The sequence below is a fragment of the Zunongwangia sp. SCSIO 43204 genome, assembly GCF_019904275.1.
Classification (GTDB): domain Bacteria; phylum Bacteroidota; class Bacteroidia; order Flavobacteriales; family Flavobacteriaceae; genus Zunongwangia; species Zunongwangia mangrovi.
Genome location: NZ_CP063204.1, coordinates 3,858,257 through 3,881,641, shown reverse-complemented (window position 1 = coordinate 3,881,641; position 23,385 = coordinate 3,858,257). Strand labels below are relative to the sequence as shown.

The 23,385-nt window shown below is 36.1% G+C and carries 20 protein-coding genes and 1 pseudogene; 18 read left to right on the top strand and 3 right to left on the bottom strand.

The features are described 5' to 3' along the window. Positions 1-306: 306 nt before the first annotated feature. The 3 genes from INR75_RS17165 to INR75_RS17155 all read right to left on the bottom strand — a co-directional run bounded on the left by INR75_RS17165 (position 307) and on the right by INR75_RS17155 (position 3,862). Entirely contained in the window at positions 307-1,038 is a 732-nt protein-coding gene (locus INR75_RS17165; protein ID WP_223089762.1) for a PmeII family type II restriction endonuclease, read from the bottom strand. Continuing rightward, entirely contained in the window at positions 998-1,999 is a 1,002-nt protein-coding gene (locus INR75_RS17160) for a site-specific DNA-methyltransferase (protein ID WP_223089761.1), read from the bottom strand. Before INR75_RS17160 ends, INR75_RS17165 begins: the two co-directional genes overlap by 41 nt. Positions 2,000-2,110: 111 nt before the next feature. Then, positions 2,111-3,862: a recombinase family protein gene (locus tag INR75_RS17155; RefSeq protein WP_223089760.1), complete on the bottom strand. Its 1,752-nt coding sequence runs from the start codon at positions 3,860-3,862 to the stop codon at positions 2,111-2,113. 41 nt (positions 3,863-3,903) lie between these two features. Here INR75_RS17155 and INR75_RS17150 point away from each other — a divergent pair. From INR75_RS17150 to INR75_RS17065, 18 genes and pseudogenes are all read left to right on the top strand, one after another. Further along, positions 3,904-4,614, top strand: a pseudogene (locus INR75_RS17150) (YifB family Mg chelatase-like AAA ATPase); the annotation flags it as partial. A gap of 85 nt (positions 4,615-4,699) precedes the next feature. Beyond that, a complete protein-coding gene (locus INR75_RS17145; protein WP_223089759.1) occupies positions 4,700-5,851 on the top strand; it encodes a DUF2891 domain-containing protein in 1,152 nt (383 codons plus the stop codon). A 35-nt stretch (positions 5,852-5,886) separates the two neighbouring features. Beyond that, positions 5,887-7,098, top strand: a complete 1,212-nt coding sequence (locus tag INR75_RS17140) for an Nramp family divalent metal transporter (RefSeq protein WP_223089758.1) — start codon at positions 5,887-5,889, stop codon at positions 7,096-7,098. A 105-nt stretch (positions 7,099-7,203) separates the two neighbouring features. Continuing rightward, positions 7,204-7,941, top strand: a complete 738-nt coding sequence (pxpA, locus tag INR75_RS17135) for a 5-oxoprolinase subunit PxpA (RefSeq protein WP_223089757.1) — start codon at positions 7,204-7,206, stop codon at positions 7,939-7,941. Beyond that, positions 7,938-8,672 carry a 5-oxoprolinase subunit PxpB gene (gene pxpB / locus INR75_RS17130; RefSeq protein ID WP_223089756.1) on the top strand — a complete coding sequence of 245 codons (735 nt, stop codon included), beginning with the start codon at positions 7,938-7,940 and terminating at the stop codon, positions 8,670-8,672. The genes pxpA and pxpB overlap by 4 nt, the downstream gene beginning before the upstream one ends. A 1-nt stretch (position 8,673) precedes the next feature. Further along, positions 8,674-9,525, top strand: a complete 852-nt coding sequence (locus tag INR75_RS17125) for a biotin-dependent carboxyltransferase family protein (protein WP_370629859.1) — start codon at positions 8,674-8,676, stop codon at positions 9,523-9,525. Positions 9,526-9,773: 248 nt separating this feature from the next. Next, positions 9,774-10,157, top strand: a complete 384-nt coding sequence (locus INR75_RS17120) for a hypothetical protein (RefSeq protein ID WP_223089754.1) — start codon at positions 9,774-9,776, stop codon at positions 10,155-10,157. Next, the gene (locus INR75_RS17115; protein WP_223089753.1) at positions 10,154-10,894 is read left to right on the top strand and encodes a hypothetical protein; all 741 of its coding nucleotides are present in this window, start codon (positions 10,154-10,156) and stop codon (positions 10,892-10,894) included. The genes INR75_RS17120 and INR75_RS17115 overlap by 4 nt, the downstream gene beginning before the upstream one ends. After that, the gene (locus INR75_RS17110) at positions 10,884-11,672 is read left to right on the top strand and encodes a sensor histidine kinase (protein ID WP_223089752.1); all 789 of its coding nucleotides are present in this window, start codon (positions 10,884-10,886) and stop codon (positions 11,670-11,672) included. The genes INR75_RS17115 and INR75_RS17110 overlap by 11 nt, the downstream gene beginning before the upstream one ends. Next, positions 11,665-12,291 (top strand): response regulator transcription factor, encoded by a 627-nt coding sequence (locus tag INR75_RS17105; RefSeq protein WP_223089751.1) that lies wholly within the window; start codon positions 11,665-11,667, stop codon positions 12,289-12,291. The genes INR75_RS17110 and INR75_RS17105 overlap by 8 nt, the downstream gene beginning before the upstream one ends. Positions 12,292-12,378: 87 nt before the next feature. Continuing rightward, positions 12,379-13,899 carry a bifunctional GNAT family N-acetyltransferase/carbon-nitrogen hydrolase family protein gene (locus INR75_RS17100; RefSeq protein WP_223089750.1) on the top strand — a complete coding sequence of 507 codons (1,521 nt, stop codon included), beginning with the start codon at positions 12,379-12,381 and terminating at the stop codon, positions 13,897-13,899. Positions 13,900-14,453: 554 nt separating this feature from the next. Then, positions 14,454-16,127, top strand: a complete 1,674-nt coding sequence (ilvD, locus tag INR75_RS17095; protein WP_223089749.1) for a dihydroxy-acid dehydratase — start codon at positions 14,454-14,456, stop codon at positions 16,125-16,127. A gap of 12 nt (positions 16,128-16,139) precedes the next feature. Continuing rightward, on the top strand, positions 16,140-17,873 hold the full coding sequence (gene ilvB, locus INR75_RS17090; RefSeq protein WP_223089748.1) for a biosynthetic-type acetolactate synthase large subunit: 1,734 nt from the start codon (positions 16,140-16,142) through the stop codon (positions 17,871-17,873). Further along, positions 17,873-18,412 carry an acetolactate synthase small subunit gene (ilvN, locus tag INR75_RS17085; protein WP_092542091.1) on the top strand — a complete coding sequence of 180 codons (540 nt, stop codon included), beginning with the start codon at positions 17,873-17,875 and terminating at the stop codon, positions 18,410-18,412. The genes ilvB and ilvN overlap by 1 nt, the downstream gene beginning before the upstream one ends. After that, entirely contained in the window at positions 18,409-19,884 is a 1,476-nt protein-coding gene (gene ilvC, locus INR75_RS17080; RefSeq protein WP_223089747.1) for a ketol-acid reductoisomerase, read from the top strand. Before ilvN ends, ilvC begins: the two co-directional genes overlap by 4 nt. A 3-nt stretch (positions 19,885-19,887) precedes the next feature. Next, entirely contained in the window at positions 19,888-21,156 is a 1,269-nt protein-coding gene (gene ilvA / locus INR75_RS17075; protein WP_223089746.1) for a threonine ammonia-lyase IlvA, read from the top strand. Between the two features lie 394 nt (positions 21,157-21,550). Continuing rightward, entirely contained in the window at positions 21,551-22,180 is a 630-nt protein-coding gene (locus tag INR75_RS17070) for a GNAT family N-acetyltransferase (RefSeq protein WP_223089745.1), read from the top strand. A gap of 15 nt (positions 22,181-22,195) precedes the next feature. Beyond that, positions 22,196-23,377, top strand: a complete 1,182-nt coding sequence (locus INR75_RS17065) for an argininosuccinate synthase (protein WP_092542099.1) — start codon at positions 22,196-22,198, stop codon at positions 23,375-23,377. Positions 23,378-23,385 lie beyond the last annotated feature (8 nt).

Sequence of the window (23,385 nt, the reverse complement as noted above, 5' to 3'; positions counted from 1 at the left end):
TGGTTACAACAAAAAAAAATCAAAAAAAAATATATGATTGTCTGGGAAAACAAGTTTTTTGTCTGATTTGAATTTGCACCCCTTTAAAAACTTAGAGGATTATCTAATGGTAATTTTTTTTACGTAGTCGGATACGCTTGAGAAGGGGTTTCAAAAAAAAGTCTTATATAAGCGAGGATACGGTGCAAAACCTTTAACTATAAATTAATGACATTAAAACGAATCCCAGGTAGGTCTATTTGCCAGGGGGGTAGTTTATAAAGAAGGGTAGGAGAAACTAATGGTAGTAATCGATATCCATTAAAATTATTTCTGTGAATTGAATTTTACGATTCTATCCCACAGTATTTCCCCTTTATCATTACAGTATTCGATACTGAACTCTCTGGTAAATTTGTTTACCATATGGGAGTAGGATGCAAGGAATTCATCATTTTTTTCTTTAGCCTTATGACCCAATGGTTCAATGATATCCACATATAAGGTCGGGTCCCCAGATATAAACTCCCAGAACCGCTGTCCACAATATTTATAGTAAGTTCCTTTATCTGGGTTATTATCTTGACCATAACAACAGCCATTAACAGCTACTATATGAATCTCAGAACCACTGGTTCTAATGGTCCTTGCTGCTGTATTAAAATCCAGAACCATTTTTTTTATCTGGCTACTATTTCCCCAATTGGGTCCTGATTTTATATTAACGATATATCTTATATTATCTTTATCAAATTCTAAATCGATATTAGGTATACCAGATTTTCTTCCACCATATACCTTATTATTAATAAAGATAGCAAGACCTTCCAACCAATCACCAAAAATAGTTTCTTCATTACTTGAAATATGAGCATCCATAATACCACGGATAATTTCCTCACTTGTTAATACGTGTTTTGCTTTAAAGAGGTAGGGATTCTTTCGCTTTAGAACTTTAGATAGTTTGAGGTTATCCAGGCGAGAAATTCGTTTACTGTGGAAAATCCCGATATTGTCTTCAACGTACTTTGATACTTCCGTTAAGTTCAGCTTTTCCATTTTTAAGAGGTTGAGGTTTTAAGTTCTTTGTAGTTTTAATTTTTTTTGCTTTAATCGCTTTGGATTCTTTCTTTTTTACCTTTTTTTCTTCTGTTGTCGGGGGTATAGCTTTGGTATCGGCTTTCTTTGCCCTGGATTTCTTTTTTGTAATGAGTTCCGATGGAAATTGCTCACACACCATATCATAGTACTCCTCCATTATCTCAATTCCAATTGTATTCCTGTTCATCCTATGAGCAACAGAATTTGTAGTTCCTGAACCCATGAATGGGTCCAATACAACATCACCTTCCTGGGAAAAGAGTTTAATGAACCATTCGGGCAATTCTTCAGGAAAGGCTGCACTATGATTTTTGTTATTACATTCGGTAGCCAAGTGTAAGACATTGGACGGGTAGGCCATTTCTCTATTAACCCAGTTGCTTATATTCTTACCAAACCCACTACCAACTTTAGAGTTATCTCTTCTTTTATCTGTGTCACTAAGATTTTTTAACCTGGACTTCGCCCAATCACCCATAGGCACCATTACCTCTTCTTGATACATGTTGAACTTTTTCTTCTTGTTAAATTGAAGTAAACGCTCCCAACTATCTCTAAATCGATTAGGCCATTTGCCAGGAAAAGAATTTTTTTTATGCCATATAAATTCTTCGGTCCATAACCAACCTTGCTTCCGCATTTCAAGTATTAATTCCAGTACATAGGTGCTTCGTTCACCTTTATCTACTTTTTCCTTAATGTTTAGCACAAAGGTGCCATCGGGCTTTAAAACTCTAAATAGTTCCTTTGAAATAGGTTTGAACCATTTGACGTATTCTTTAACAGGAATTCCTCCATAGGTAGTTTTTCTTTGGTCGGCATAAGGAGGTGAGGTAAATATTAAATCCACTGAATTGTCAGGAAGTTTTTTAAGCATCTTCTTACTATCTCCTAAGTACAATTCAATATTATAAGCCATAGAATCTCTGATTATTGGTTTTCAAATCTAAACAATTTGGGTCGTTTTACCGCAACAAAAAGTTGGTTATTTGTTATTCCCCTGGGGTTAATCTAATTATAAAAGTAATGGTCAAGCCGTTGGAATGGTTAATACATTTTCTTCTCGGATGTTTATATACTCTGTTTCTAAGAACCCTAAATTTTCCTTTATAATATGAAGTTCTTCCTGGATTTGGTGTATCGGTGTTTTAAGGATGTTTTTGTGATATCTCTTAGCTTCATTTCTTCCAGGCATGGGTTGGTATCCAAATTCCTTTAAAGGCTTCCTAATGCCTTTTGTATTCAAAAAAAGTCTTAATGATGTTGGTAGGACTACCTCATCTATTGATAAAAAAACGTTGGCTAAAATAGTATCCTTATCAATTACATTGATGATTACATTATCTATAATTTCATGAAATATTGCTCGTAGTTCAGACCTGTTGGTTCTGGCGTTCTTGAGCATTTCCGCAGTGGTTCCGACATCGTTTTGTTTCTTGAGTCCCTTTTCGATTTTCCTCAGTTGTGTTCTATCATGAATTAACTTTTCTTCAAGCCGATTTTCTTCAGCGACTAAAGTAGCATTCTCGCTCTCAAGTACCTCAGAATCCAAACTAACAGATAAAGCATACTTTAAGAGGGTCTTCTGTTTTTTACGACTTTCATTATATAAACGTTCGTTTGTAGAAATTCGATTCTTTAACTGCTCCAGTTCCTCTTCCATCCTTTTTTTTACCTCGTCTTTGTTATTTATGTATTTCAGGATTGATGTACTGGAAATAATTTCATTGTAAATGGCTGATTCAATTAAACTGATATTCACACCAGCATTACCACAATTCCCCTTTGTTTTTAAACGACTGGAACATATATAGACCTTGTCACCACCAGTATGTGGTTTAAATTTCGCAAAGTAATTTCGTCCACAACATCCACAAGTTATTTTGTTTTTAAGTAAATATTCGTAGATGGTTAAGTGGTTCTTGTGAGTTTTATTTTTTCTAATCTCGGTACATTCATCAAATAATTCGGCTGGAACAATAGCTGGTGCCTTCAAGATTTCGCCTTTAAATCGTCTTTCCCCTTTGTAGATAGTATTCTTTAGAAAATCGTGAACCTGTTTGTCACTCCACTGGATATCCTCAGCCTTCTTTTTAATTTTAAAATTCAGTTCCTTGCCTTTTAAAGCCTTGTTGGTTCGGGTAGGTACTTTTTCGTTGTTGAGTATTCCACTTATTACCTTGGTACCATTACCCTTACGATATAGTTTGAAAATCCTCTCAATAATGTCAGCTTCACTATCATCGATAACCAACATTTTATGTTTATCTCTGCGGTAACCATAAGGTAAGTATTTCCCACCGCCTGCTCTACCAGCCTTTGCCGAACTGAAAAGACCACTTCGACTTCTTTGTTTGAAGAGTTCACCTTCACTATGAGCAAATTCAATTAAAACATGTATAATCGTATTCACCACAGTATTCCTGTCACCGTTAGGTTGCAAAGTGTTCTGGCCTATGTTATGAATATATAAATCCACACCAGCATCGTTCCAGAACTCAATGATATCCCTAATTTTTTTTGGTTTTCTCCCGATACGGCTTATTTCACTGACGTATATCCTTGTGTAAAAGTCATTATCCTCTTCGATAATTCGATTTAATTTACTCATCTCGGGCCTTTCTTTATCAAATTTGTATCCAGATATGGATTCACTGAACACATCAATATTTTCTTCTGAATAGCCGTCTCTCTTGATTTTATCTGTTAACTCTTCAATTTGCCGTTTGTAATCTTGCTTATCAACTGTTGAAACCCTGGCGTAAATTGCTACTTTATTCATTCCTTTCAAATTTAAAACAAATATACACCACATACTTTATAACTCCAACAGACGTCGCACTTGTCGGTGGTGGAGCATATCCACAACCGGGAGAGATTTCTCTTTCGCATAATGGCGTATTGTTTTTAGATGAATTGCCCGAATTTAAGCGTAGTGTTCTAGAAGTAATGCGACAGCCTTTAGAAGATCGAGAAGTGACCATTTCCCGAGCGCGATTCACGGTAACTTATCCTTCAAGCTTTATGTTGGTGGCGAGTATGAATCCAAGTCCCGGCGGTTATTTTAATGATCCCGATGCTCCCGTTACCTCCTCGCCTGCAGAGATGCAACGTTATTTAAGCAAGATTAGTGGACCCCTTTTAGACCGAATTGATATTCATATAGAAGTTACTCCGGTTCCATTCGATAAACTTAGTGAAGAGCGAAAAGGAGAGAATAGTATAGATATTAGAAAGCGGGTCACTAAAGCCCGAGAGTTACAAACCGAGAGATTTCAGGAATTTGAGCATATTCATTACAATGCACAGATGGGAACTAAGCAGATCACCAAATTCTGCAAATTAGATACTACTTCTAAAAATCTTCTGAAAACGGCAATGGAACGTCTAAATCTCTCCGCAAGGGCTTATGACCGAATTTTAAAAGTTTCCAGAACCATAGCAGATCTAGAAGCTTCTGAAGAAATTAAATCTAACCACATTAGCGAAGCTATTCAGTATCGAAGTTTAGATCGAGATGGCTGGTTGGGATGATTGTTTTTTCTTTTTGGGAAGAGCTTTAAACTTTTGTAATAAATTTTTGATAAATTGTTCCTGAATTTTGAATCAATCCCAATTCATGAAAAAATTAGTGCTTGTTTTTGCAGCTTTTAGCCTTTTTGCCTGTAAAAATGAAACAGCAAATGATCCTGCTAAGCCTGAAGAAACATCATCAGATTCTATTATAGATGTCGATGCGATCACTGAAACACTTAATCCTGATAATTCGGTAGAATTTACATTAGAAGAGGCTAATCGTCTTGCAGATCTTCCGCTAGAATGTATAAGCACAGAATATCCCAACAAACTAAACCAAACATTATCCAATGCTGAAGCAATGGGAGAGCCTTCGCAATTACATCCATCTTTTTATGGATGCTTCGACTGGCATAGTTCGGTTCATGGTCATTGGTCTTTGGTAGCGCTTCTAAAGCGTTTCCCAAATCTTGAAAAAGCAGACGAAATTCGTCAAAAATTAGAACAATCTTTATCTGCTGAAAATATTAAAGGAGAAGTAGCTTATTTTAATCGTCCAGAAGAAAATTCTTATGAAAGAACATATGGCTGGGCGTGGTTGTTAAAACTCGCTGAAGAATTAAAAACCTGGGATGATCCTTTGGCAACAAAATTAGATGAAAATCTACAGCCTTTAACCGATTTAATAATATCCAGATATCTTGATTTCTTACCAAAACTTAACTATCCAATTCGAGTAGGAGAGCATACAAACACTGCTTTTGGTTTAGGCTTCGCTTACGATTTTGCGGTAACGACCCAAAATGTAGAACTACAGGAATTGATCTCAAAACGCGCGAAAGATTTCTATTTAAAAGATGATAATTGCCCTATTGGCTGGGAGCCGGGCGGTTACGATTTTCTGTCACCTTGTTTAGAGGAGGTCGATATCATGCGAAGAATTATGCCTAAAAATGCATTTTACCTTTGGATCGAAGACTTTATGCCACAACTTATGAACGAAGATTTCTCGATAGAAGTGGGAGAAGTTTCAGATAGAAGTGATGGGAAACTAGTTCATTTAGACGGTTTAAATTTTAGCCGAGCCTGGGTGTTTTATGGTTTAGCCAATGAATATCCAGAGAAGTTTGGTCATTTAAGTTCTTTGGCAGATAGTCATTTAGGTTATTCTTTTCCAAATGTGGTTGGCGATTCTTACGAAGGTGGTCACTGGTTGGGTACTTTTGCGATCTATGCTTTAGATCAGGATAAATAATAGTCAGCTTAAAAAAAGTCAGTTTTAAACTTAATTTGAAGAATTACCTCAAAGAATTAGGACCCGGAGTATTAGTTTCTGCTGCTTTTATTGGCCCGGGAACGGTGACTGCATGTACGTTGGCGGGCGTGAACTTTGGCTATTCTCTGCTCTGGGCGTTATTACTATCTGTTTTTTCCTGTATCATTTTGCAGGAAATGGCAGCCAGGTTAGGCGTAGTTACCCAAAAAGGATTAAGTGATAACATAAGAGCAGAACTTAAAAAACCGGTTTGGCGATTTTTGGCACTCGCCTTAATTTTTTCGGCTATCGTGATTGGTAATGCGGCTTACGAAGCGGGTAATATTACCGGTGCAGTTTTGGGATTACAGGCAGTTTTTGGTGAACAACAGTTCAGTTTATTCAATTTTGATATAAATCTTTGGAGTCTTTTCGTAGGAGCAACTGCATTCGCTATCCTTTGGATAGGAAATTATAAAGTTTTAGAGAAGATTTTTATCGCTCTTGTTATTTTAATGAGTCTAGCGTTTACTATTACCGCTATCGTTGTAAAACCTGATATTGCTGAAATTTTAAACGGATTTATACCGAATAACATTTCTACCGGAATTCTTGGAGTGATCGCTTTGGTAGGAACTACTGTAGTACCCTATAATTTGTTTTTGCACGCTTCACTGGTTAGTGAGAAGTGGAAAGAAAAAAAGTATCTAAAAACGGCTAAAATCGAATTAATTATAGCGATTGTTTTAGGCGGAATCGTTTCTATGGCGATTTTGGTCTGTGGCGCAGCCTCTGGATTAGACGGTGTAAATAATGCAGTAGACCTGGCTGAAGGTTTAAAACCTGTTTTTGGAGATTTTGCATCATGGTTTATGGCTATTGGACTTTTAGCCGCAGGGATTACCTCGTCGATCACAGCGCCACTTGCAGCTGCTTACGTTGTAAAAGGTTGTTTAGGCTGGCAAACCAACTTAAAGTCGGGTAAATTTAAAGCAGTTTGGGCTTTTGTGGTGATTTTGGGCGTTTTTTGCTCGTCTTTAAAAATTCAGCCAATCCAATTAATCCAGTTTGCACAAATCGCAAACGGAATTTTACTTCCGGTCATTGCAATTTTTCTTTTTTGGGTAGTAAATAAAACTTCAGTATTAGGTAATTACAAAAATACACTTACGCAAAATATCTTTGGTTTTATAGTGATTGCAATAGCTGTTTTTCTGGGAGCAAAATCAATCTACACGGTTTTATAAATTCTTACCTAAAACATCGAATTTCAGCATTTTTAAAGGCTTATCATTTCTTTTGCACTTTTCTGCGGAAAAAACTTTATATTAAAATCCTAGCAAAATTAGACAATGAAAGAGATAGATATTAATTGCGATCTTGGTGAAGGTGGTAATTACGATCACTTATTAATGCCGTTAATTTCCAGTTGTAATATTGCCTGCGGTGGCCATGCCGGCGATCTTAAAACGATGGAAAAAACGATAGATCTTGCCATAGCAAATAGTACAAATATTGGTGCGCATCCTTCGTATCCTGATAAGGAAAACTTTGGTAGAAGCTCGATAGATATTTCTACGGAAGCACTAAAAAAAAGTATACAAAATCAGATAATATCATTACAGAATATTGCTGAAAAAAAAGGAACAAAACTGCATCATGTAAAACCCCACGGAGCACTTTATAATGATGCCGCAAAAGATGAAAAAATTGCCCAAATTATTGTAGAAAGTTTATCTGAAATTGAAGGAGATTTTAGTCTTTTTGTACCCTTAAATTCTGTAATTTCTGAAGTTGCAAAAGGAAAAATAAATATCATTTTTGAAGGATTTGCAGATCGAAATTATGAGGCCGATTATTCCTTGGTAAGCAGGTCGAAATCTAAAGCAGTAATTGAAGAAAAGGAAGCCGTTTTTAAGCATGTTTTTAGTATGTTTCAGCAGCAAAAAATCATAGCTCAAAATGGCCAGGATTTGCCTTGTGAAGCAAGTACTTTTTGCCTGCATAGCGACACTAAAAATTCAGTTGAAATTCTACGATTTTTACATCAAAAATTTTCCGAAGAAAATATAAAGATCAAAAACACATGAGTAAGGTATTACCACATATTTCTCAGTTTGGAGATAATGCAATTTTGATTCAGTTTGAGAAAATAATAAGCGAGAAAGTACTAGATGAAGTTTTGTTTTACAAAAACTTGATTCAGCAACTTTATATTAAACAAAAAGTTGAAGTAATTAATACATATAACTCGATATTAATTAATTACTTTGTTACTATAGAAGATGTTTATAGTGATTTAAAAGCTGTAAAAGAAGTCTTTCAGCAGAACAATAATACAAAAAATATTGATAGTCGAGTTTTTGAAATCCCGGTGTGTTACGACCTTGATTTTGGGATCGATCTTGAACTTATTTCCAAAGAGAAAAACTTAGAGATTTCAGAAATAATTTCACTGCATACAAAGCCAGAATACCGAGTTTATTTTATGGGTTTTTTACCCGGATTTTTATATCTGGGAGGTCTTGATAAAAAGCTTCAGATTTCTAGAAAATCTCAACCCCGAATGAAGATCGAAAAAGGCGCTGTTGGAATTGGTCAAAATCAAACCGGAATTTACCCAAAAGTGAGTCCCGGCGGCTGGCAAATTATCGGTAATTGTCCGGTAGATTTTTTTGATAAAAACAGTGAAATTCCAACGCAAATTTCAGCAGGAGATTACATCAAATTTAAGAGTGTAGAGAAGGAAGAATATGAGCAAATAAAAGAGCAGGTAAAAAACGGGAATTTTCAACTTAAAAAACAGGAGCGAAATGGGTAAAATGAAAGTTTTACAATCGGGACTTTTTAGTAGTATTCAGGATTATGGAAGATTTGGCAATATGAAATATGGCGTTCCAGCTAGTGGAGTGATGGATCGTTATGCGGCAAGAACTGCTAACCTAATGTTGCGAAATGATGCAAACGATGCTGTTTTGGAAATTACCATGATGGGACCAAAATTAGAATTTACGGCAGCAACAAAAATCGTGATTTCTGGAGCAAATCTGTCGCCTAAATTGAACGCTGAAGAAATTGAAAATAATGAGATCATCGAAATTTCTGAAGGTGATATTTTAAGTTTTGGCAGAAAAATTTTGGGTTGTAGGACGTACTTGGCAATTTCTGGAGGATTTGCTACAGAAGAGGTTTTAGGGAGTAAAAGTTGGTATGACGAAATTACCGAGTATCAGAAATTAGAAAAGGGAATGGAAATACCTTTTACTGAAGATGCAGCGAGTAAAATTGAAACTTTTGCAGCCCTAAAGTTCAATGATGATTATTTGCGATCTTCGGTAGTTGAAGTTTACAAAGGGCCAGAATTCGAATTTCTTTCAGCAGAACATAAATCAGAGTTAGAGACTTTGGAATTTAGTATCGATCAAAACAACAACAGGATGGCGATACAGCTGCAAGAAGAATTACCAAACGAGCTTGAACCCATAATCACCGGGCCGGTAGTTCCCGGTACGGTGCAATTAACACCTTCAGGAAAATTAATTATTTTAATGCGAGACTGCCAAACTACGGGTGGATATCCAAGGGTTTTACAATTGACAGATAAAGGATTGAGAACAATGGCGCAAAAGCTTACAAACGAAAAAGTGAATTTTTCAATAGAAGAAAAGCCATAAAATAAAAAAGTGCCGACTAGAAGTTTTACGAAGTAATAAAGACCCTACTCAGAATTACTTCACATTCTATCGACACTTTTTTGCCCCAAAACACCTTAGCTAACTAAAATAATATTACAAAAATAGATTAAAGGATTGTTATTGCAAAGGGGAAAAACACCCTTTTTTGCTAAAAATTTCTTGAATAGCCTAAAAATTATATTTAATTTTATCTTAAAATTAATTCATCATTAAATATTTCGTAATCAATGGATAAGCCAGAAAATTGTATTTCTGTGGCTAAAGCTAAAGCAATGGAAGCCAGCTGGGAAGCGACTAGAGGCGAGGTTTTGCAAAAAGCATTAGGCTATCCAGATACACATCACACTATCTATTCTATTAAACAAATTAGGGATTATTTAGATTATGTTGAACATAAGTCTCTAGAACGACATATTTTAGAACCTAAAATTTCAATTTTTTTAGGGATATACGACAAAACGAAATATAGACCTCCTTTAACCACTTTTTTTTTAGCACCAACAAAACCTGTGTATATCGACGGAGTGTTTAAAGATTTACCCAATTATGAAATAGATCCTTATAATTTGGGAGAAGTTCCTTGGCCTCCAGATAAATACGGAACTGAATGAATTTAGTACAGTGGTTTTTTGAAAATGCAGGTTTATACTTTTTCTATGAGCTTGCAGTGGCAATTATCGGAACGTATTTTTATTTTTACCAGGCCAGAGGCAATGTACTTTTTAAATGTCTAATGATCTTCTTTTGGTGGACGTGGTTTGCAGATTCTTTTGCAAAATATGCCGCTATTCTATATTTAAATGAATATAAGATGTTAGATGTTAGAAACACGATTTTTGAAAGAGATGGTTGGATCTATAATTTGGTTCATATTGTAAGTATCGTGTTCTACACCTGGTTTTTTAATCGATTAATTCCAGGTGAGAGTTTAAGAAAAATAGTTAAGTATTTGGGGATTTTTGTAGCGGTCGTTAGTTTGATCTTGCTGTTTATATCTGATGATTTCTGGATCGTTTCAAATGCAGATGTAGCCTTTGTTAAAGGTTTAATGATCATTCTATTTTGCGTACTATGTTTTTTAGGTTTAATAAGTTCAGACCAAATCATCTCATTTTATAAATTTTTCGGCTTCTATTTTACTATTGGAATCTTTGTGTTCTATCTTTTAACTACGCCACTTTTTATCTACACTAAATACTTTACCTGGGACAGTTATGATTTTTCTATGCTACGCATCTTTATCGTAAAATCTTGTAATGTTGTTTTATACAGTTTATGCATTATTGGGTATTTAGTTGCAATGAAGCATAAAGATTTGAATTTAAAATACTCTAAAGATGCTACCTAAAGAACAGTTATTATTAATTATATATGTGATCTTTGTTTGCTTTGTTTTGGGGGGCTTTATTATTGCTTTCTTTGTTACTTATCAACGTAGAAAGAATAAGTTACTTAGAGAAAAGATAGAAGCAGAGCAGTATTACGAAAAAGAAATTTCGAATACAAAGATCGAGATCCAGGAACAAACTTTAAAGAATATTGGTTGGGAATTGCATGATAATATAGGGCAATTGTTATCTGTTGCTAAGATGCAACTTAATATGGCAAGTGTAGCGAAAGAAATTCCTTTAGAAACTGTTAAAGATATCAAAGATGTAATAGCAGATTCGCTACAGGAAGTAAGAGCACTTTCAAAATCTTTAAACAGTGACGTTATTGGAAATGCAGGCTTGGAAAAATCGGTAGCGTCTGAATTGGATCGCTTTTCCAGACTTAACGTTATTCAAACAAATTTTAGCACTAAAGGTGAGCCTTTCCTCATAGGCCAAAAGAATAGTCTGGTTATTTTTCGAATTCTACAGGAATTTTTCTCAAATGTGATAAAACATTCTGGTGCAGATCACTTAATGGTCTCTTTTCATTATTCTGAAAATGAATTATTTATAGAAGCTAAAGACGACGGAGTAGGATTTGACCTACAAAATATAGAACGAAATAGTGGATTATACAACATGGAGAGCAGAGCGGCATTAATAAATAGCCGATTCACGTTAAATTCTTTTCCTAACAAAGGAACTTCTATATCTTTGCACTTTCCAAAACAACCAAGTCAATCAAATGAGTAAATCGATAGTTATTGTCGATGATCATGTTCTTTTTGGCCAATCTTTAAAAGGATTAGTCGATTCGTTCGATGATTATCGGGTAAAAGCAGTTTACAAGAACGGGAAAGAACTTCAGGAGAATTTGAGAAAAATGGATTTACGTCCAGATCTTATTTTATTGGATATCCGAATGCCGGTTATGGATGGGCTGCAAACGATGCAATGGCTTAAGCAAGAATTTCCAAAGCAAAAAGCAATGGCTTTAACAATGGAAGATGATGAAGAAATTTTGCTTAAAATGCTCGGTCTTGGTTGTAGAGGATACCTGGTGAAAGATATCGATCCAGATAAGTTTAAGCAGGCTTTGGATAGTGTCGTTGATACCGGTTATTATGTAGATAAAGAAGTTATGAAAGAACTGGAAAGAAAAGAACGTTCTAAAGAACAATTTTCAGAAAGAGAAATCGAGTTTCTGCAATACGTATGTACAGAAATGACCTACAAAGAAATCGCAGCCGAAATGCGTCTTAGTCCTAAAACGATCGATGGATATCGCGAAAGTCTTTTTGTGAAATTAGATATTAAAAGCAGGGTAGGGCTTGCTGTTTATGCAATTAAGAATAATTTTTGTACCATCTAATATTCCCTGTTTTTAGCTTCATTTTTTGAAAATCTAAAGTTTTAGATAGTATCTTCGTTTTCAGAATTAAACACGCGTTTATAGAAGATGGAGACACCTACGATAGAGCTTAGAAACTTAAAGGTTCAGGATTATAAAGAACTAAAAGTTTCAATGATTAAAAGTTACAGCGGTATGCCAGATGATTACTGGAGTGAAGCTGAAATTAAAACCTTAGTAAAAAAATTCCCAGACGGTCAGTTTTGTATCATTATCGATAATAAAATTGCGGGTTGCGCACTTTCTATTATTGTAGATTATAATAAATTTGATGATAATCATACCTACGACGATATTATTGGTGGTGAGAATTTTGCAAATCACACTAAAAACGGAGATGTTCTCTACGGAATAGATGTTTTTATTCATCCAGAATATAGAGGAAAACGTCTTGGACGTCGGCTTTACGAAGCGCGTAAAGAATTGTGCGAGCAACTGAATTTGAAATCTATAATTTTTGGTGGTAGAATCCCCAATTTCGGCAAATACGCACAAGAACTTACTCCAAAAAAATATATTGATAAAGTAAAACTTCAGGAGATTCACGATCCTGTATTGTCATTTCAGCTTTCTAACGATTTTCATGTAAAAAAAGTGATCAAAGGATATCTTTCTGGCGATCACGAAAGTAAAGAATATGCTGTTTTGATGGAATGGAATAATATTTATTATACCAAACCTCAAAAATTAATAGAAAGTACCAAAACCGTGGTTCGCCTTGGATTGGTGCAATGGCAAATGCGTTTGTTTAAGAATTTTGATGCACTGGTTTCTCAAATTGAGTTTTTTGTAGATGCTGTGAGTGATTATCAAAGCGATTTTATTCTTTTTCCTGAATTATTTAACGCACCGCTTATGGCCGAATTTAATCATTTAAATGAAGCTGAAGCGATACGTGGACTTTCAACTTATACTGAAAAATTGTTGGAGGTTTTTATCGATTTTGCCATTACCTACAACATAAATATCATAACCGGAAGTATGCCGCAGGTTATTGGTGAGCATATGTATAATGTTGGTTTTTTATGTCGTCGCGACGGAAGTTACGAGCGATACGAGAAATTACATATTACTCCGGCTGAAGAATCTGCCTGGGGAATGAAGGGCGGTACCAAATTACAAACTTTTGATACAGATTGTGGTAAAATAGGAGTTTTGATCTGTTACGATGTAGAGTTTCCAGAACTGCCAAGGCTATTAGCTGAAGAAGGAATGAACATTTTATTTGTTCCATTTATGACAGATACTCAAAATGGGTATTCCAGAGTTCGAATTTGTGCGCAATCTCGAGCAGTAGAAAATGAATGTTATGTGGCGATCGCAGGTTCTGTAGGAAACCTCCCAAAAGTGAATAATATGGATATACAATATTCGCAAAGTGCAGTATTAACACCATCAGATTTTGCATTTCCTGTAAATGGCGTAAAAGCCGAGGCTACACCAAATACAGAAAGTACACTATTAGCCGATGTAGATCTAGATTTACTAAAAGAATTACACAATTTTGGAAGTGTGCGTAATTTAAAAGATCGTAGAAAAGATCTTTATGCGATAAAACTGAAAAAATAGAATAAAACTTTATCTGATAAAAAATTAATCCTTAAGTTTACTCGATAATCGAGGTTAAATCTTGTAGACTTAGTTGGAATGCCTCGAAAAATAAGTTGTGTAATAAATTTCCTTAGAGCCTACTCTGAGGTTTATTGATTTATGAATTTTAAGAAACAATACATTATTTCTTCAATTATTGAGGTCATTTTCATTTTGAAAACCTGACCATGGAGAAGATGTGTACAATTTATATAAAAAAAAGCCATCTCTCGAGATGGCTTTTTTTATGGTTTTTTCTGAAAATTAAAGAAATATAGCATCTTTTAAAGCTGCTGTATTTCCTTTAAAACTGAATGTATTTTAAATATAATAACGATGTTAATGTTAAATCGCTGAAAAATTAAATGTTTTTTGAGAGTTTCAGCAGTCGTAATAAAGAGTGTTTTAAATTACTGAAAATCAATAATTTATAGTATTAAATATGCCGTTGAAGACAATTAAGCAATCTTGGCTAAAAAACAGAGGCATTTTGAAGGCGGTAATTTTATCTAACGAGAAGAGAAAAATTAGTAATGAATAATAAGTATAGTAGTATTTTAACACAGAGTGATTCGCAACCGGGATCACAGGCCATGCTTCACGCAATTGGCTTAACCAAAGAAGATTTTAACAAACCTTTTGTTGGGATTGCAAGTACAGGTTACGAAGGTAATCCTTGTAACATGCACCTAAACGATCTCGCTAAATTGGTGAAAGAAGGAACACTTTCAGCAGATCTTGTAGGATTAATATTCAATACTATTGGCGTAAGTGATGGTATTTCTATGGGAACTCCGGGGATGCGTTTTTCACTTCCTTCACGGGATATCATTGCAGATTCTATGGAAACTGTGGTAAATGCTATGTCTTACGACGGTTTGGTTACCGTAGTTGGTTGTGACAAAAATATGCCAGGAGCCTTAATGGCTATGCTGCGTTTAAATCGGCCTTCAGTTTTGGTGTATGGAGGTACCATTGCTTCAGGATGTCATAACGGTAAAAAATTAGATGTTGTTTCGGCTTTTGAAGCCTGGGGCGCTAAAGTAAGCGGAGATATCGATCAGGAAGAATATGATAATGTGATCGAGAAAGCCTGTCCTGGTGCAGGAGCTTGTGGTGGTATGTATACTGCTAATACAATGGCTTCAGCAATAGAAACATTGGGAATGTCTTTACCTTACAATAGTTCTAATCCTGCCGTAGGAGAAGAAAAGAAATCTGAAAGTGTAAAGGCAGGAGAAGCGATGAAGCTTCTTATCGAGAAAGATCTTAAGCCTAGAGATATTGTAACTAAAAAATCGCTGGAAAATGCGATTCGATTACTAACACTTCTTGGAGGTTCTACCAATGCGGTTCTACACTTCTTAGCGATTGCTCGTTCGGCAGAGATCGATCTTGGTATCGAGGAATTTGGAAAGATCGTAGATAGCACTCCGTTTTTAGCCAATCTTAAACCTAGCGGTAAATACGCTATGGAAGATATTCATAGAATTGGCGGTATCCCCGCAGTACAAAAATTCATGTTGAAACATGGATTACTTCATGGAGATTGCATGACGGTTACTGGTAAAACTTTAGCTGAAAATCTTGCAGATGTTCCCAATCTGGAAGAAGATCAGGATGTAATTTATCCAATCGATCAGCCAATTAAGAAAACCGGTCATATAAGAATTCTTCATGGAAATTTAGCTGAAGAAGGATCGGTTGCAAAAATTACTGGTAAAGAAGGAATGAGCTTTACAGGAACTGCGAAGGTTTTTGAAAGTGAATACGAGGCTAACGATGGTATTTCAGAAGGAAAAGTAAAGAAAGGTGATGTTGTAGTGATTCGTTACGAAGGTCCAAAAGGAGGACCGGGTATGCCAGAAATGCTCAAACCAACTTCAGCAATTATGGGAGCCAAACTTGGGAAAGATGTAGCTCTCATTACAGATGGTAGATTTTCTGGTGGAACACATGGTTTTGTAGTGGGACACATCACTCCTGAAGCTCAGGAAGGTGGTATGATCGCTTTATTGCAAGACGGCGACAAAATTACTATTAGTGCAGAGGACGATTCTATAAATGTAGATCTTACTGAAGCAGAGATCGAAGAAAGAAGAAAAAACTGGAAAGCACCTGCTTTAAAATTTAGCAAAGGTGTTTTATATAAATATGCGAGAACAGTATCATCGGCATCAAAGGGATGTGTGACCGATGAGTTTTAATTTTGGTGAATTATGGAAGTAAAAACAGCTAGTTTCGAAAAGACATCGGCAGATACTTCAATGACTGTTTCTGGAGCAGAAGCAGTAATTAAGTGTTTGTTAGAAGAAGGCGTAGAGACGATCTATGGCTACCCGGGCGGAGCCATTATGCCGGTGTATGATGAATTGTATAAGTACCAGGATAAAATTCACCACGTCCTTACGAGGCATGAGCAGGGCGCTACTCATGCTGCACAGGGATATGCTCGCGTAAGCGGTAAAGTAGGAGTGGCTGTGGCAACTTCTGGCCCTGGAGCAACAAATCTTGTAACAGGAATTGCAGATGCTCAAATCGACTCTACTCCTCTAGTTTGTATCACCGGGCAGGTAGGTTCGCATTTATTAGGAAGTGATGCCTTTCAGGAAACTGATATTGTAGGTATTTCGACTCCAATTACTAAATGGAACTACCAGGTAACACGAGCTGAAGAAATTCCTGAGGTGATCGCAAAAGCATTTTATATCGCGAAATCTGGACGACCAGGTCCTGTTTTAGTAGATATTACTAAAGATGCTCAATTTGCTTCATTAGAATTTAATTATAAAAAATGTAGCGGCATTCGCAGTTACAAACCAAATCCTGAGGTTAACCTTAGCGAGGTTCAAAAAGCAGCTGAGGTGATTAATTCAGCTAAAAAACCAATGATCGTGTTTGGTCAGGGAGTTATCCTTGGTGGTGCTGAAGAGATATTTAAGGACTTTGTTGAAAAAACTGGAATCCCTGCAGCATGGACAATTTTAGGACTTTCAGCTTTGCCAACAAAACACCCATTAAATGTTGGGATGGTGGGGATGCATGGTAATTATGCGCCAAATATCTTAACTAACGAGTGTGATGTTTTAATCGCTATAGGAATGCGATTTGACGATCGTGTAACCGGTAATTTAGATCATTATGCAAAACAGGCAAAAGTAGTGCATATGGAAATTGATCCGGCCGAGATCAATAAGAATGTTCATACCGATTTTCCAGTTCTTGGAAATGTGAACGAAACGCTTAAAGCACTTTTAGAGTTGGTAAAACCTAATGCTCATGAAGAGTGGCACAACAAGTTCAAAGAACTATACAAAACTGAATATAATAAAGTTATTAGTCGTAACCTGGATGTAAATAAACAGGATATGGGAATGGCCGAGGTTATTCAGCAAATAAATATCAATACTAAAGGTAAGGCGGTGATCGTATCTGATGTAGGTCAGCACCAAATGGCGGCCTGTCGTTATTCAGATTTTACACAAACCCGAAGCAATGTAACCAGTGGAGGTTTAGGTACTATGGGGTTTGCTTTACCAGCGGCTATCGGAGCAAAAATGGGAAGTCCAGAGCGTGAAGTCGTAGCCATTATTGGTGATGGTGGCTATCAAATGACTATCCAGGAGCTTGGTACGATCTTTCAAACAAAAGTCCCTGTTAAGATTGTAATCTTAAACAATGGATTTTTAGGAATGGTAAGACAGTGGCAACAACTGTTCTTTGATAGAAGATACGCCTCTACAGAAATGACTAATCCAGATTTTGTAACCATAGCACAGGGATATCATATCGAAGCAAAGCGCGTAACAGAGCGTTCGCAACTTAAAGATGCAATTGAAGAAATGATCGATCACGATGGTCCTTATTTCTTAGAAGTAAAAGTAGAGCAGGAAGAAAATGTTTTTCCAATGGTACCAACAGGAGCGTCAGTTTCAGATATAATTTTAGAGTAATGGAAAAGAAAAATTTCACAGTTTCGATATATACTGAAAATAACTTAGGATTGTTAAGCCGAATCGCGGCGATTTTCCTTAAAAGACATATCAATATTGAAAGCATTACAGCATCACCCAGCGAGGTGACAGAAGTAATGCGTTTTATTATTGTGGTTGAAGTTACCGAAGAACAGATCAAAAAAATAGTGGGACAGATCGAAAAACAGATCGAAGTGATCAAGGCTTTTTATCATACTGCAGAAGAAATGATCTATCAGGAAACTGCCTTATATAAGATCAAATCTTCAGAATTTTTGGACGATCTTAATGTGCAGGAATTTATTAAAGCAACAAATGCTCGTATCGTTACCGTAACACCTAAATTTTTTGTGATCGAAAAAACAGGAAAGCGCAGCGAAGTAGATGAACTATACGAAACTTTAAAACCTTATGGTTTAATGCAGTTCGTACGTTCAGGAACTATTGCGGTTACAAAAAATGAAATGCCAATAACAGGAATCTTAGAAAAATTTAATACAACAAATTCAATATCATGACAAACTATTTTAACAGCCTTTCTTTACGAGAAAAATTAGCCCAGCTGGGGACTTGCAGGTTCATGGAACTAGATGAGTTTAGTGATGGAGTGGCTGCATTAAAAGATAAAAAAATAGTTATTGTAGGATGCGGATCTCAAGGCCTTAATCAGGGACTAAATATGAGAGACAGCGGTCTTGATATTTCTTACGCCCTTCGAGAAGGAGCGATCAAAGAAAAAAGACAGTCTTACAAAAATGCAACTGAAAACAATTTTACAGTTGGAACTTACGAAGACTTAATTCCATCGGCAGATCTTGTGATCAACCTTACTCCAGATAAACAACATACAGGAGTGATCAATGCGATTATGCCCCATATTAAAAAAGATGGAGTGCTTTCGTATTCTCATGGTTTTAATATTGTTGAAGAAGGGATGCAAATTAGAGAAGATATTACCGTGATCATGGTAGCTCCTAAGTGTCCTGGTAGTGAAGTTAGAGAAGAATACAAAAGAGGTTTTGGGGTACCAACTTTAATCGCGGTGCATCCAGAGAATGATCATTTAGGTATTGGTTTGGAATGGGCGAAAGCTTATGCTTACGGTACCGGTGGTCATAGAGCAGGAGTGCTTCAGTCTTCTTTTGTTGCTGAGGTAAAATCTGATCTTATGGGAGAGCAAACCATCTTATGCGGATTGCTTCAAACAGGGTCGATCTTAAGCTTTGACAAAATGGTTGCAGATGGTGTAGAACCTTCTTATGCTGCAAAATTAATTCAGTATGGATGGGAAACTATTACAGAAGCATTGAAGCATGGTGGTATCACCAACATGATGGATCGTCTTTCTAATCCTGCAAAGATCAAAGCTTTTGAGATTTCAGAAGAATTAAAAGGAATTATGCGTCCGCTTTTCCAAAAACATATGGATGATATTATTTCTGGAGAATTTAGTTCCAGAATGATGAAGGATTGGGCAAATGATGATAAAGAATTATTAGAGTGGAGAGCCGCTACAGGAGAAACTGCTTTCGAAAAAACCGATGCTTCTGAAGAAGAGATTTCAGAACAGGAATATTTCGATAAAGGTGTGCTAATGGTAGCGATGGTAAAATCTGGTGTAGAGCTTGCTTTTGAAACTATGGTTGAAGCTGGTATTATTGCTGAATCTGCTTACTACGAATCTTTACACGAAACTCCGCTTATCGCAAATACCATTGCCAGAAAGAAATTGTTCGAAATGAACAGAATTATTTCTGATACAGCAGAATATGGTTGTTACCTTTTTGATCATTCTTGTAAGCCACTTATCAAGGATTATGTAAATGCTTTAGATAAGGACTTTATTGGTCATTCTTATGGAACAGAAGAAACCGGAGTAGATAATCTAGAATTAATTGCAGTAAACGACGCATTAAGACAGCATCCTGTAGAAAAAGTAGGAGCTAAACTTAGAACAGCGATGACTGCAATGAAAAGAATACATGAATAATTGATGGATACTGCATTGGCACAAACATATAAACCGAGTATAGAAGCTGTTAAACAGGCATCTGAAAGAATATCTAAAGTTGTAGTTCATACTCCCTTAGCCGAATCTTTTACCTATAGTAACAGGTTTGGAGCAAATATTATGCTTAAAAGGGAAGATCTACAACAGGTTCGCTCTTACAAAATTCGTGGAGCCTACAATAAGATTTCCAGCTTGCCTAAAGATCAGCTAGAGAAAGGGGTCATTTGTGCCAGTGCGGGAAACCATGCACAAGGAGTAGCTTTTGCCTGTAATAAATTAAAAGCTAAAGGGGTAATTTATATGCCAAGCACTACACCCAGCCAAAAAGTAGCACAAACTAAAATGTTTGGTGGTGATTGGGTAGAGGTTGCTTTAGAAGGTGATACTTTCGATGATTCTTTTAAAAATGCAATGATAAGAGCAGGAGAAGATGATCTTGTTTTTATACATCCATTTGACGATGAAAAAGTGATCGAAGGTCAGGCCACAATAGGATTAGAAATCCTTGAACAATCCAACGAGCCGATAGATTATGTATTTGCTCCGCTTGGAGGTGGAGGATTGTTAGCCGGAGTTTCTTCGGTTTTTAAAGAATTATCTCCTAATACTAAGATTATTGGTGTAGAACCTGAAGGCGCACCATCAATGTCTGCTTCTCTAAAGGAAGGAAAATTGATAGAGTTAGAGCATATTGAAAGATTTGTAGATGGCGCTGCAGTCCAAAAAGTGGGAAGTCGAAATTTTGAAATATGTAAGCAAAATTTAGATCAAATGATCACGATTCCTGAAGGGAAAATATGCCAGACGATCCTAGATCTTTACAATCAGGATGCGATCGTGGTAGAACCTGCTGGGGCAATGTCAATTTCAGTATTAGATTTTTTTGCTGAAGAGATCAAAGGTAAAAATGTCGTGTGTATCGTTAGCGGAAGCAACAACGATATTACCCGTACTGCTGAAATTAAAGAAAGAGCTTTACTTTATGCGGGTTTAAAACATTATTTTGTAGTTACTTTTCCGCAAAGAGCAGGTGCTTTAAGGGAGTTTCTAGACAAGGTTTTAGGACCTACAGACGATATTACACATTTTGAGTATTCAAAAAAGCACGAAAGAGAAAATGGACCTGCAGTGGTAGGGATCGAGCTAAAAGATAAAGCCGATTTCGAACCGCTAATAAACAGGATGAAAGAGCGTAATTTTTATGGAAGATATCTCAATGATACACCAGATTTATTTCAGTTTATTATTTAATTGAAAAAAGTCTTTGAGAATCCGTTTATAAAATTTACATTTACGTTGTGAATACACTAAGTCAAATAATATTAAGTAATAATCGCTGCCCTTTGCGACGCATGTGGTAATATTTATATATAAATCTTCTTTTAATATTATTTGAAACTTTTATTTTGAAAAAATCTCTGAACATACAACAAATCTTAGAAAACCTTATGGAAGGTTTACAGGATTGGATTGCCCGTTTTAACAGGCCGTCAACTCCTGCAGTTGTTCTTGTTCCCGTACGCCGTCGCCGCACTCCCCGCCGCACGTAAGTGCGTGTATATTTTTATGGAACTTAGGTGAGTCCGGTTCCCCTTTCGGTCAGAATTTCAATTTATTTTTTTCAATCTTAATAATCGTTTAGCAAATGAAAATTGTCATTGCTAATAAATCTCATGCAAAATTTGCCGAGATTATCTGTACAACTATAGAAGAATCTGCCAAAATTCGTGGCACAGGAATCGCTCGCCGTACGCCAGAATATGTGATTACCAAAATGGAAAATGGTAATGCTATTATCGCTTTAGATGGTGAAAAGTTTGCCGGTTTCTGTTACATAGAAACATGGAGTCACGAGAAGTACGTAGCAAACTCTGGTTTAATTGTACATCCCGATTATAGAAATCAGGGACTGGCGAAAGATATCAAAAAAGCGGTTTTTGATTATTCCAGGAAAAAATATCCAAACGCCAAGATCTTTGGGATCACTACAGGCTTAGCCGTAATGAAAATAAATTACGAGCTGGGATATCAACCTGTCACTTTCTCTGAACTTACCGACGATGATGCCTTTTGGAAAGGTTGCCAAACCTGTAAAAATTACGATATTTTAACTCGTACCGAGCGTAAAATGTGTTTATGTACAGGTATGCTCTACGATCCTGAGAAAAAGAAAAAAGAAAAGAAAAACCACGACCTTAACGATAAAACTTTTACCCGATTAAAGAATATTAAACAAAGCCTTTTTTATAAAAAGGAGAAAAATAAACTAGATTAAAACTTACCAATAAAAATGAAAAAAGTAGTTATTGCCTACAGCGGCGGATTAGACACCTCATATTGCGCAAAATCATTGTCTAATGAAGGTTTCGAAGTTCATGCAGTAAGCGTGAATACCGGAGGATTTTCTGAAGAAGAAGTTCAGCATATTGGAGACAATGCGAAAAAGATTGGAGCAACCACCTATAAAAATATCGACGCAGTTTCTTCATTTTATAGTAAAGTCGTTAAGTATTTGATCTTTGGTAATGTTTTAAAGAATAATACCTACCCACTTTCTGTAAGTGCGGAGCGTATCGTACAGGCCATCGAAATTATAAACTATGCGAAGGAAATCGGTGCTAAATATATCGCTCATGGAAGCACAGGTGCTGGTAACGATCAGGTAAGGTTCGATATGATCTTCCAGATCATTGCTCCAGAAATTGAAATTATTACTCCAATTAGAGATAAGCAATTAAGCCGACAGGAAGAGATCGATTATTTAAAGGCAAACGGAGTAGAAATGAACTGGGAGAAGTCTAAATATTCAGTAAACAAAGGACTTTGGGGAACCAGTGTTGGTGGTGCTGAAACTTTAACTTCTCACGAACCTTTGCCAGAATCTGCATTTCCATCACAACTTTCAGAAAAAGAAGTTGGTAAAATTAGCCTAAGTTTTACAAAAGGAGAACTTACGGCTATTAACGATAAAGAAGATTCGCCAGAAAATAACATTCAGATTCTTGAAGAGATCGCTAAAAAATACGCGATTGGTAGAGATATTCATGTTGGGGATACCATTATTGGGATTAAAGGTAGAGTAGGTTTTGAAGCTGCTTCTGCAAGTATCATTATTAAAGCGCATCATTTATTAGAAAAGCATACGCTTAGTAAATGGCAACTTCAGCATAAAGATTATGTGGCGAATTGGTACGGAACGCATTTGCATGAAGGCCAATATTTAGATCCTGTAATGCGTGATTTTGAGGCTTTATTGCAAAGTTCTCAGGAGCGAGTAACCGGAAAAGTTTTTGTAAGCCTTCATCCTTACCGATTTGTTTTAGACGGAATTTCATCTCCTTACGATCTAATGAACAGCAATTTTGGTAATTACGGAGAAGAAAATAAAGCCTGGACAGCCAACGACGCTAAAGGATTTATCAAAATTCTATCAAACGCTGGTAAGATTTACCAGTCGGTAGAAAATAATTAATCACAAAA

Excerpts from the sequence above, each read along its gene's own strand:
- ilvA (WP_223089746.1), top strand. The coding sequence starts at position 19,888 with ATGGATACTGCATTGGCACAAACATATAAACCGAGTATAGAAGCTGTT.
- pxpB (WP_223089756.1), top strand. The coding sequence starts at position 7,938 with ATGAGTAAGGTATTACCACATATTTCTCAGTTTGGAGATAATGCAATT.
- ilvC (WP_223089747.1), top strand. The coding sequence starts at position 18,409 with ATGACAAACTATTTTAACAGCCTTTCTTTACGAGAAAAATTAGCCCAG.
- INR75_RS17160 (WP_223089761.1), bottom strand. The coding sequence starts at position 1,999 with ATGGCTTATAATATTGAATTGTACTTAGGAGATAGTAAGAAGATGCTT.
- INR75_RS17115 (WP_223089753.1), top strand. The coding sequence starts at position 10,154 with ATGAATTTAGTACAGTGGTTTTTTGAAAATGCAGGTTTATACTTTTTC.
- INR75_RS17110 (WP_223089752.1), top strand. The coding sequence starts at position 10,884 with ATGCTACCTAAAGAACAGTTATTATTAATTATATATGTGATCTTTGTT.
- ilvD (WP_223089749.1), top strand. The coding sequence starts at position 14,454 with ATGAATAATAAGTATAGTAGTATTTTAACACAGAGTGATTCGCAACCG.
- ilvN (WP_092542091.1), top strand. The coding sequence starts at position 17,873 with ATGGAAAAGAAAAATTTCACAGTTTCGATATATACTGAAAATAACTTA.
- INR75_RS17145 (WP_223089759.1), top strand. The coding sequence starts at position 4,700 with ATGAAAAAATTAGTGCTTGTTTTTGCAGCTTTTAGCCTTTTTGCCTGT.
- INR75_RS17125 (WP_370629859.1), top strand. The coding sequence starts at position 8,674 with ATGAAAGTTTTACAATCGGGACTTTTTAGTAGTATTCAGGATTATGGA.
- INR75_RS17070 (WP_223089745.1), top strand. The coding sequence starts at position 21,551 with ATGAAAATTGTCATTGCTAATAAATCTCATGCAAAATTTGCCGAGATT.
- INR75_RS17100 (WP_223089750.1), top strand. The coding sequence starts at position 12,379 with ATGGAGACACCTACGATAGAGCTTAGAAACTTAAAGGTTCAGGATTAT.
- INR75_RS17120 (WP_223089754.1), top strand. The coding sequence starts at position 9,774 with ATGGATAAGCCAGAAAATTGTATTTCTGTGGCTAAAGCTAAAGCAATG.
- ilvB (WP_223089748.1), top strand. The coding sequence starts at position 16,140 with ATGGAAGTAAAAACAGCTAGTTTCGAAAAGACATCGGCAGATACTTCA.
- INR75_RS17105 (WP_223089751.1), top strand. The coding sequence starts at position 11,665 with ATGAGTAAATCGATAGTTATTGTCGATGATCATGTTCTTTTTGGCCAA.
- INR75_RS17065 (WP_092542099.1), top strand. The coding sequence starts at position 22,196 with ATGAAAAAAGTAGTTATTGCCTACAGCGGCGGATTAGACACCTCATAT.
- INR75_RS17155 (WP_223089760.1), bottom strand. The coding sequence starts at position 3,862 with ATGAATAAAGTAGCAATTTACGCCAGGGTTTCAACAGTTGATAAGCAA.
- pxpA (WP_223089757.1), top strand. The coding sequence starts at position 7,204 with ATGAAAGAGATAGATATTAATTGCGATCTTGGTGAAGGTGGTAATTAC.
- INR75_RS17165 (WP_223089762.1), bottom strand. The coding sequence starts at position 1,038 with ATGGAAAAGCTGAACTTAACGGAAGTATCAAAGTACGTTGAAGACAAT.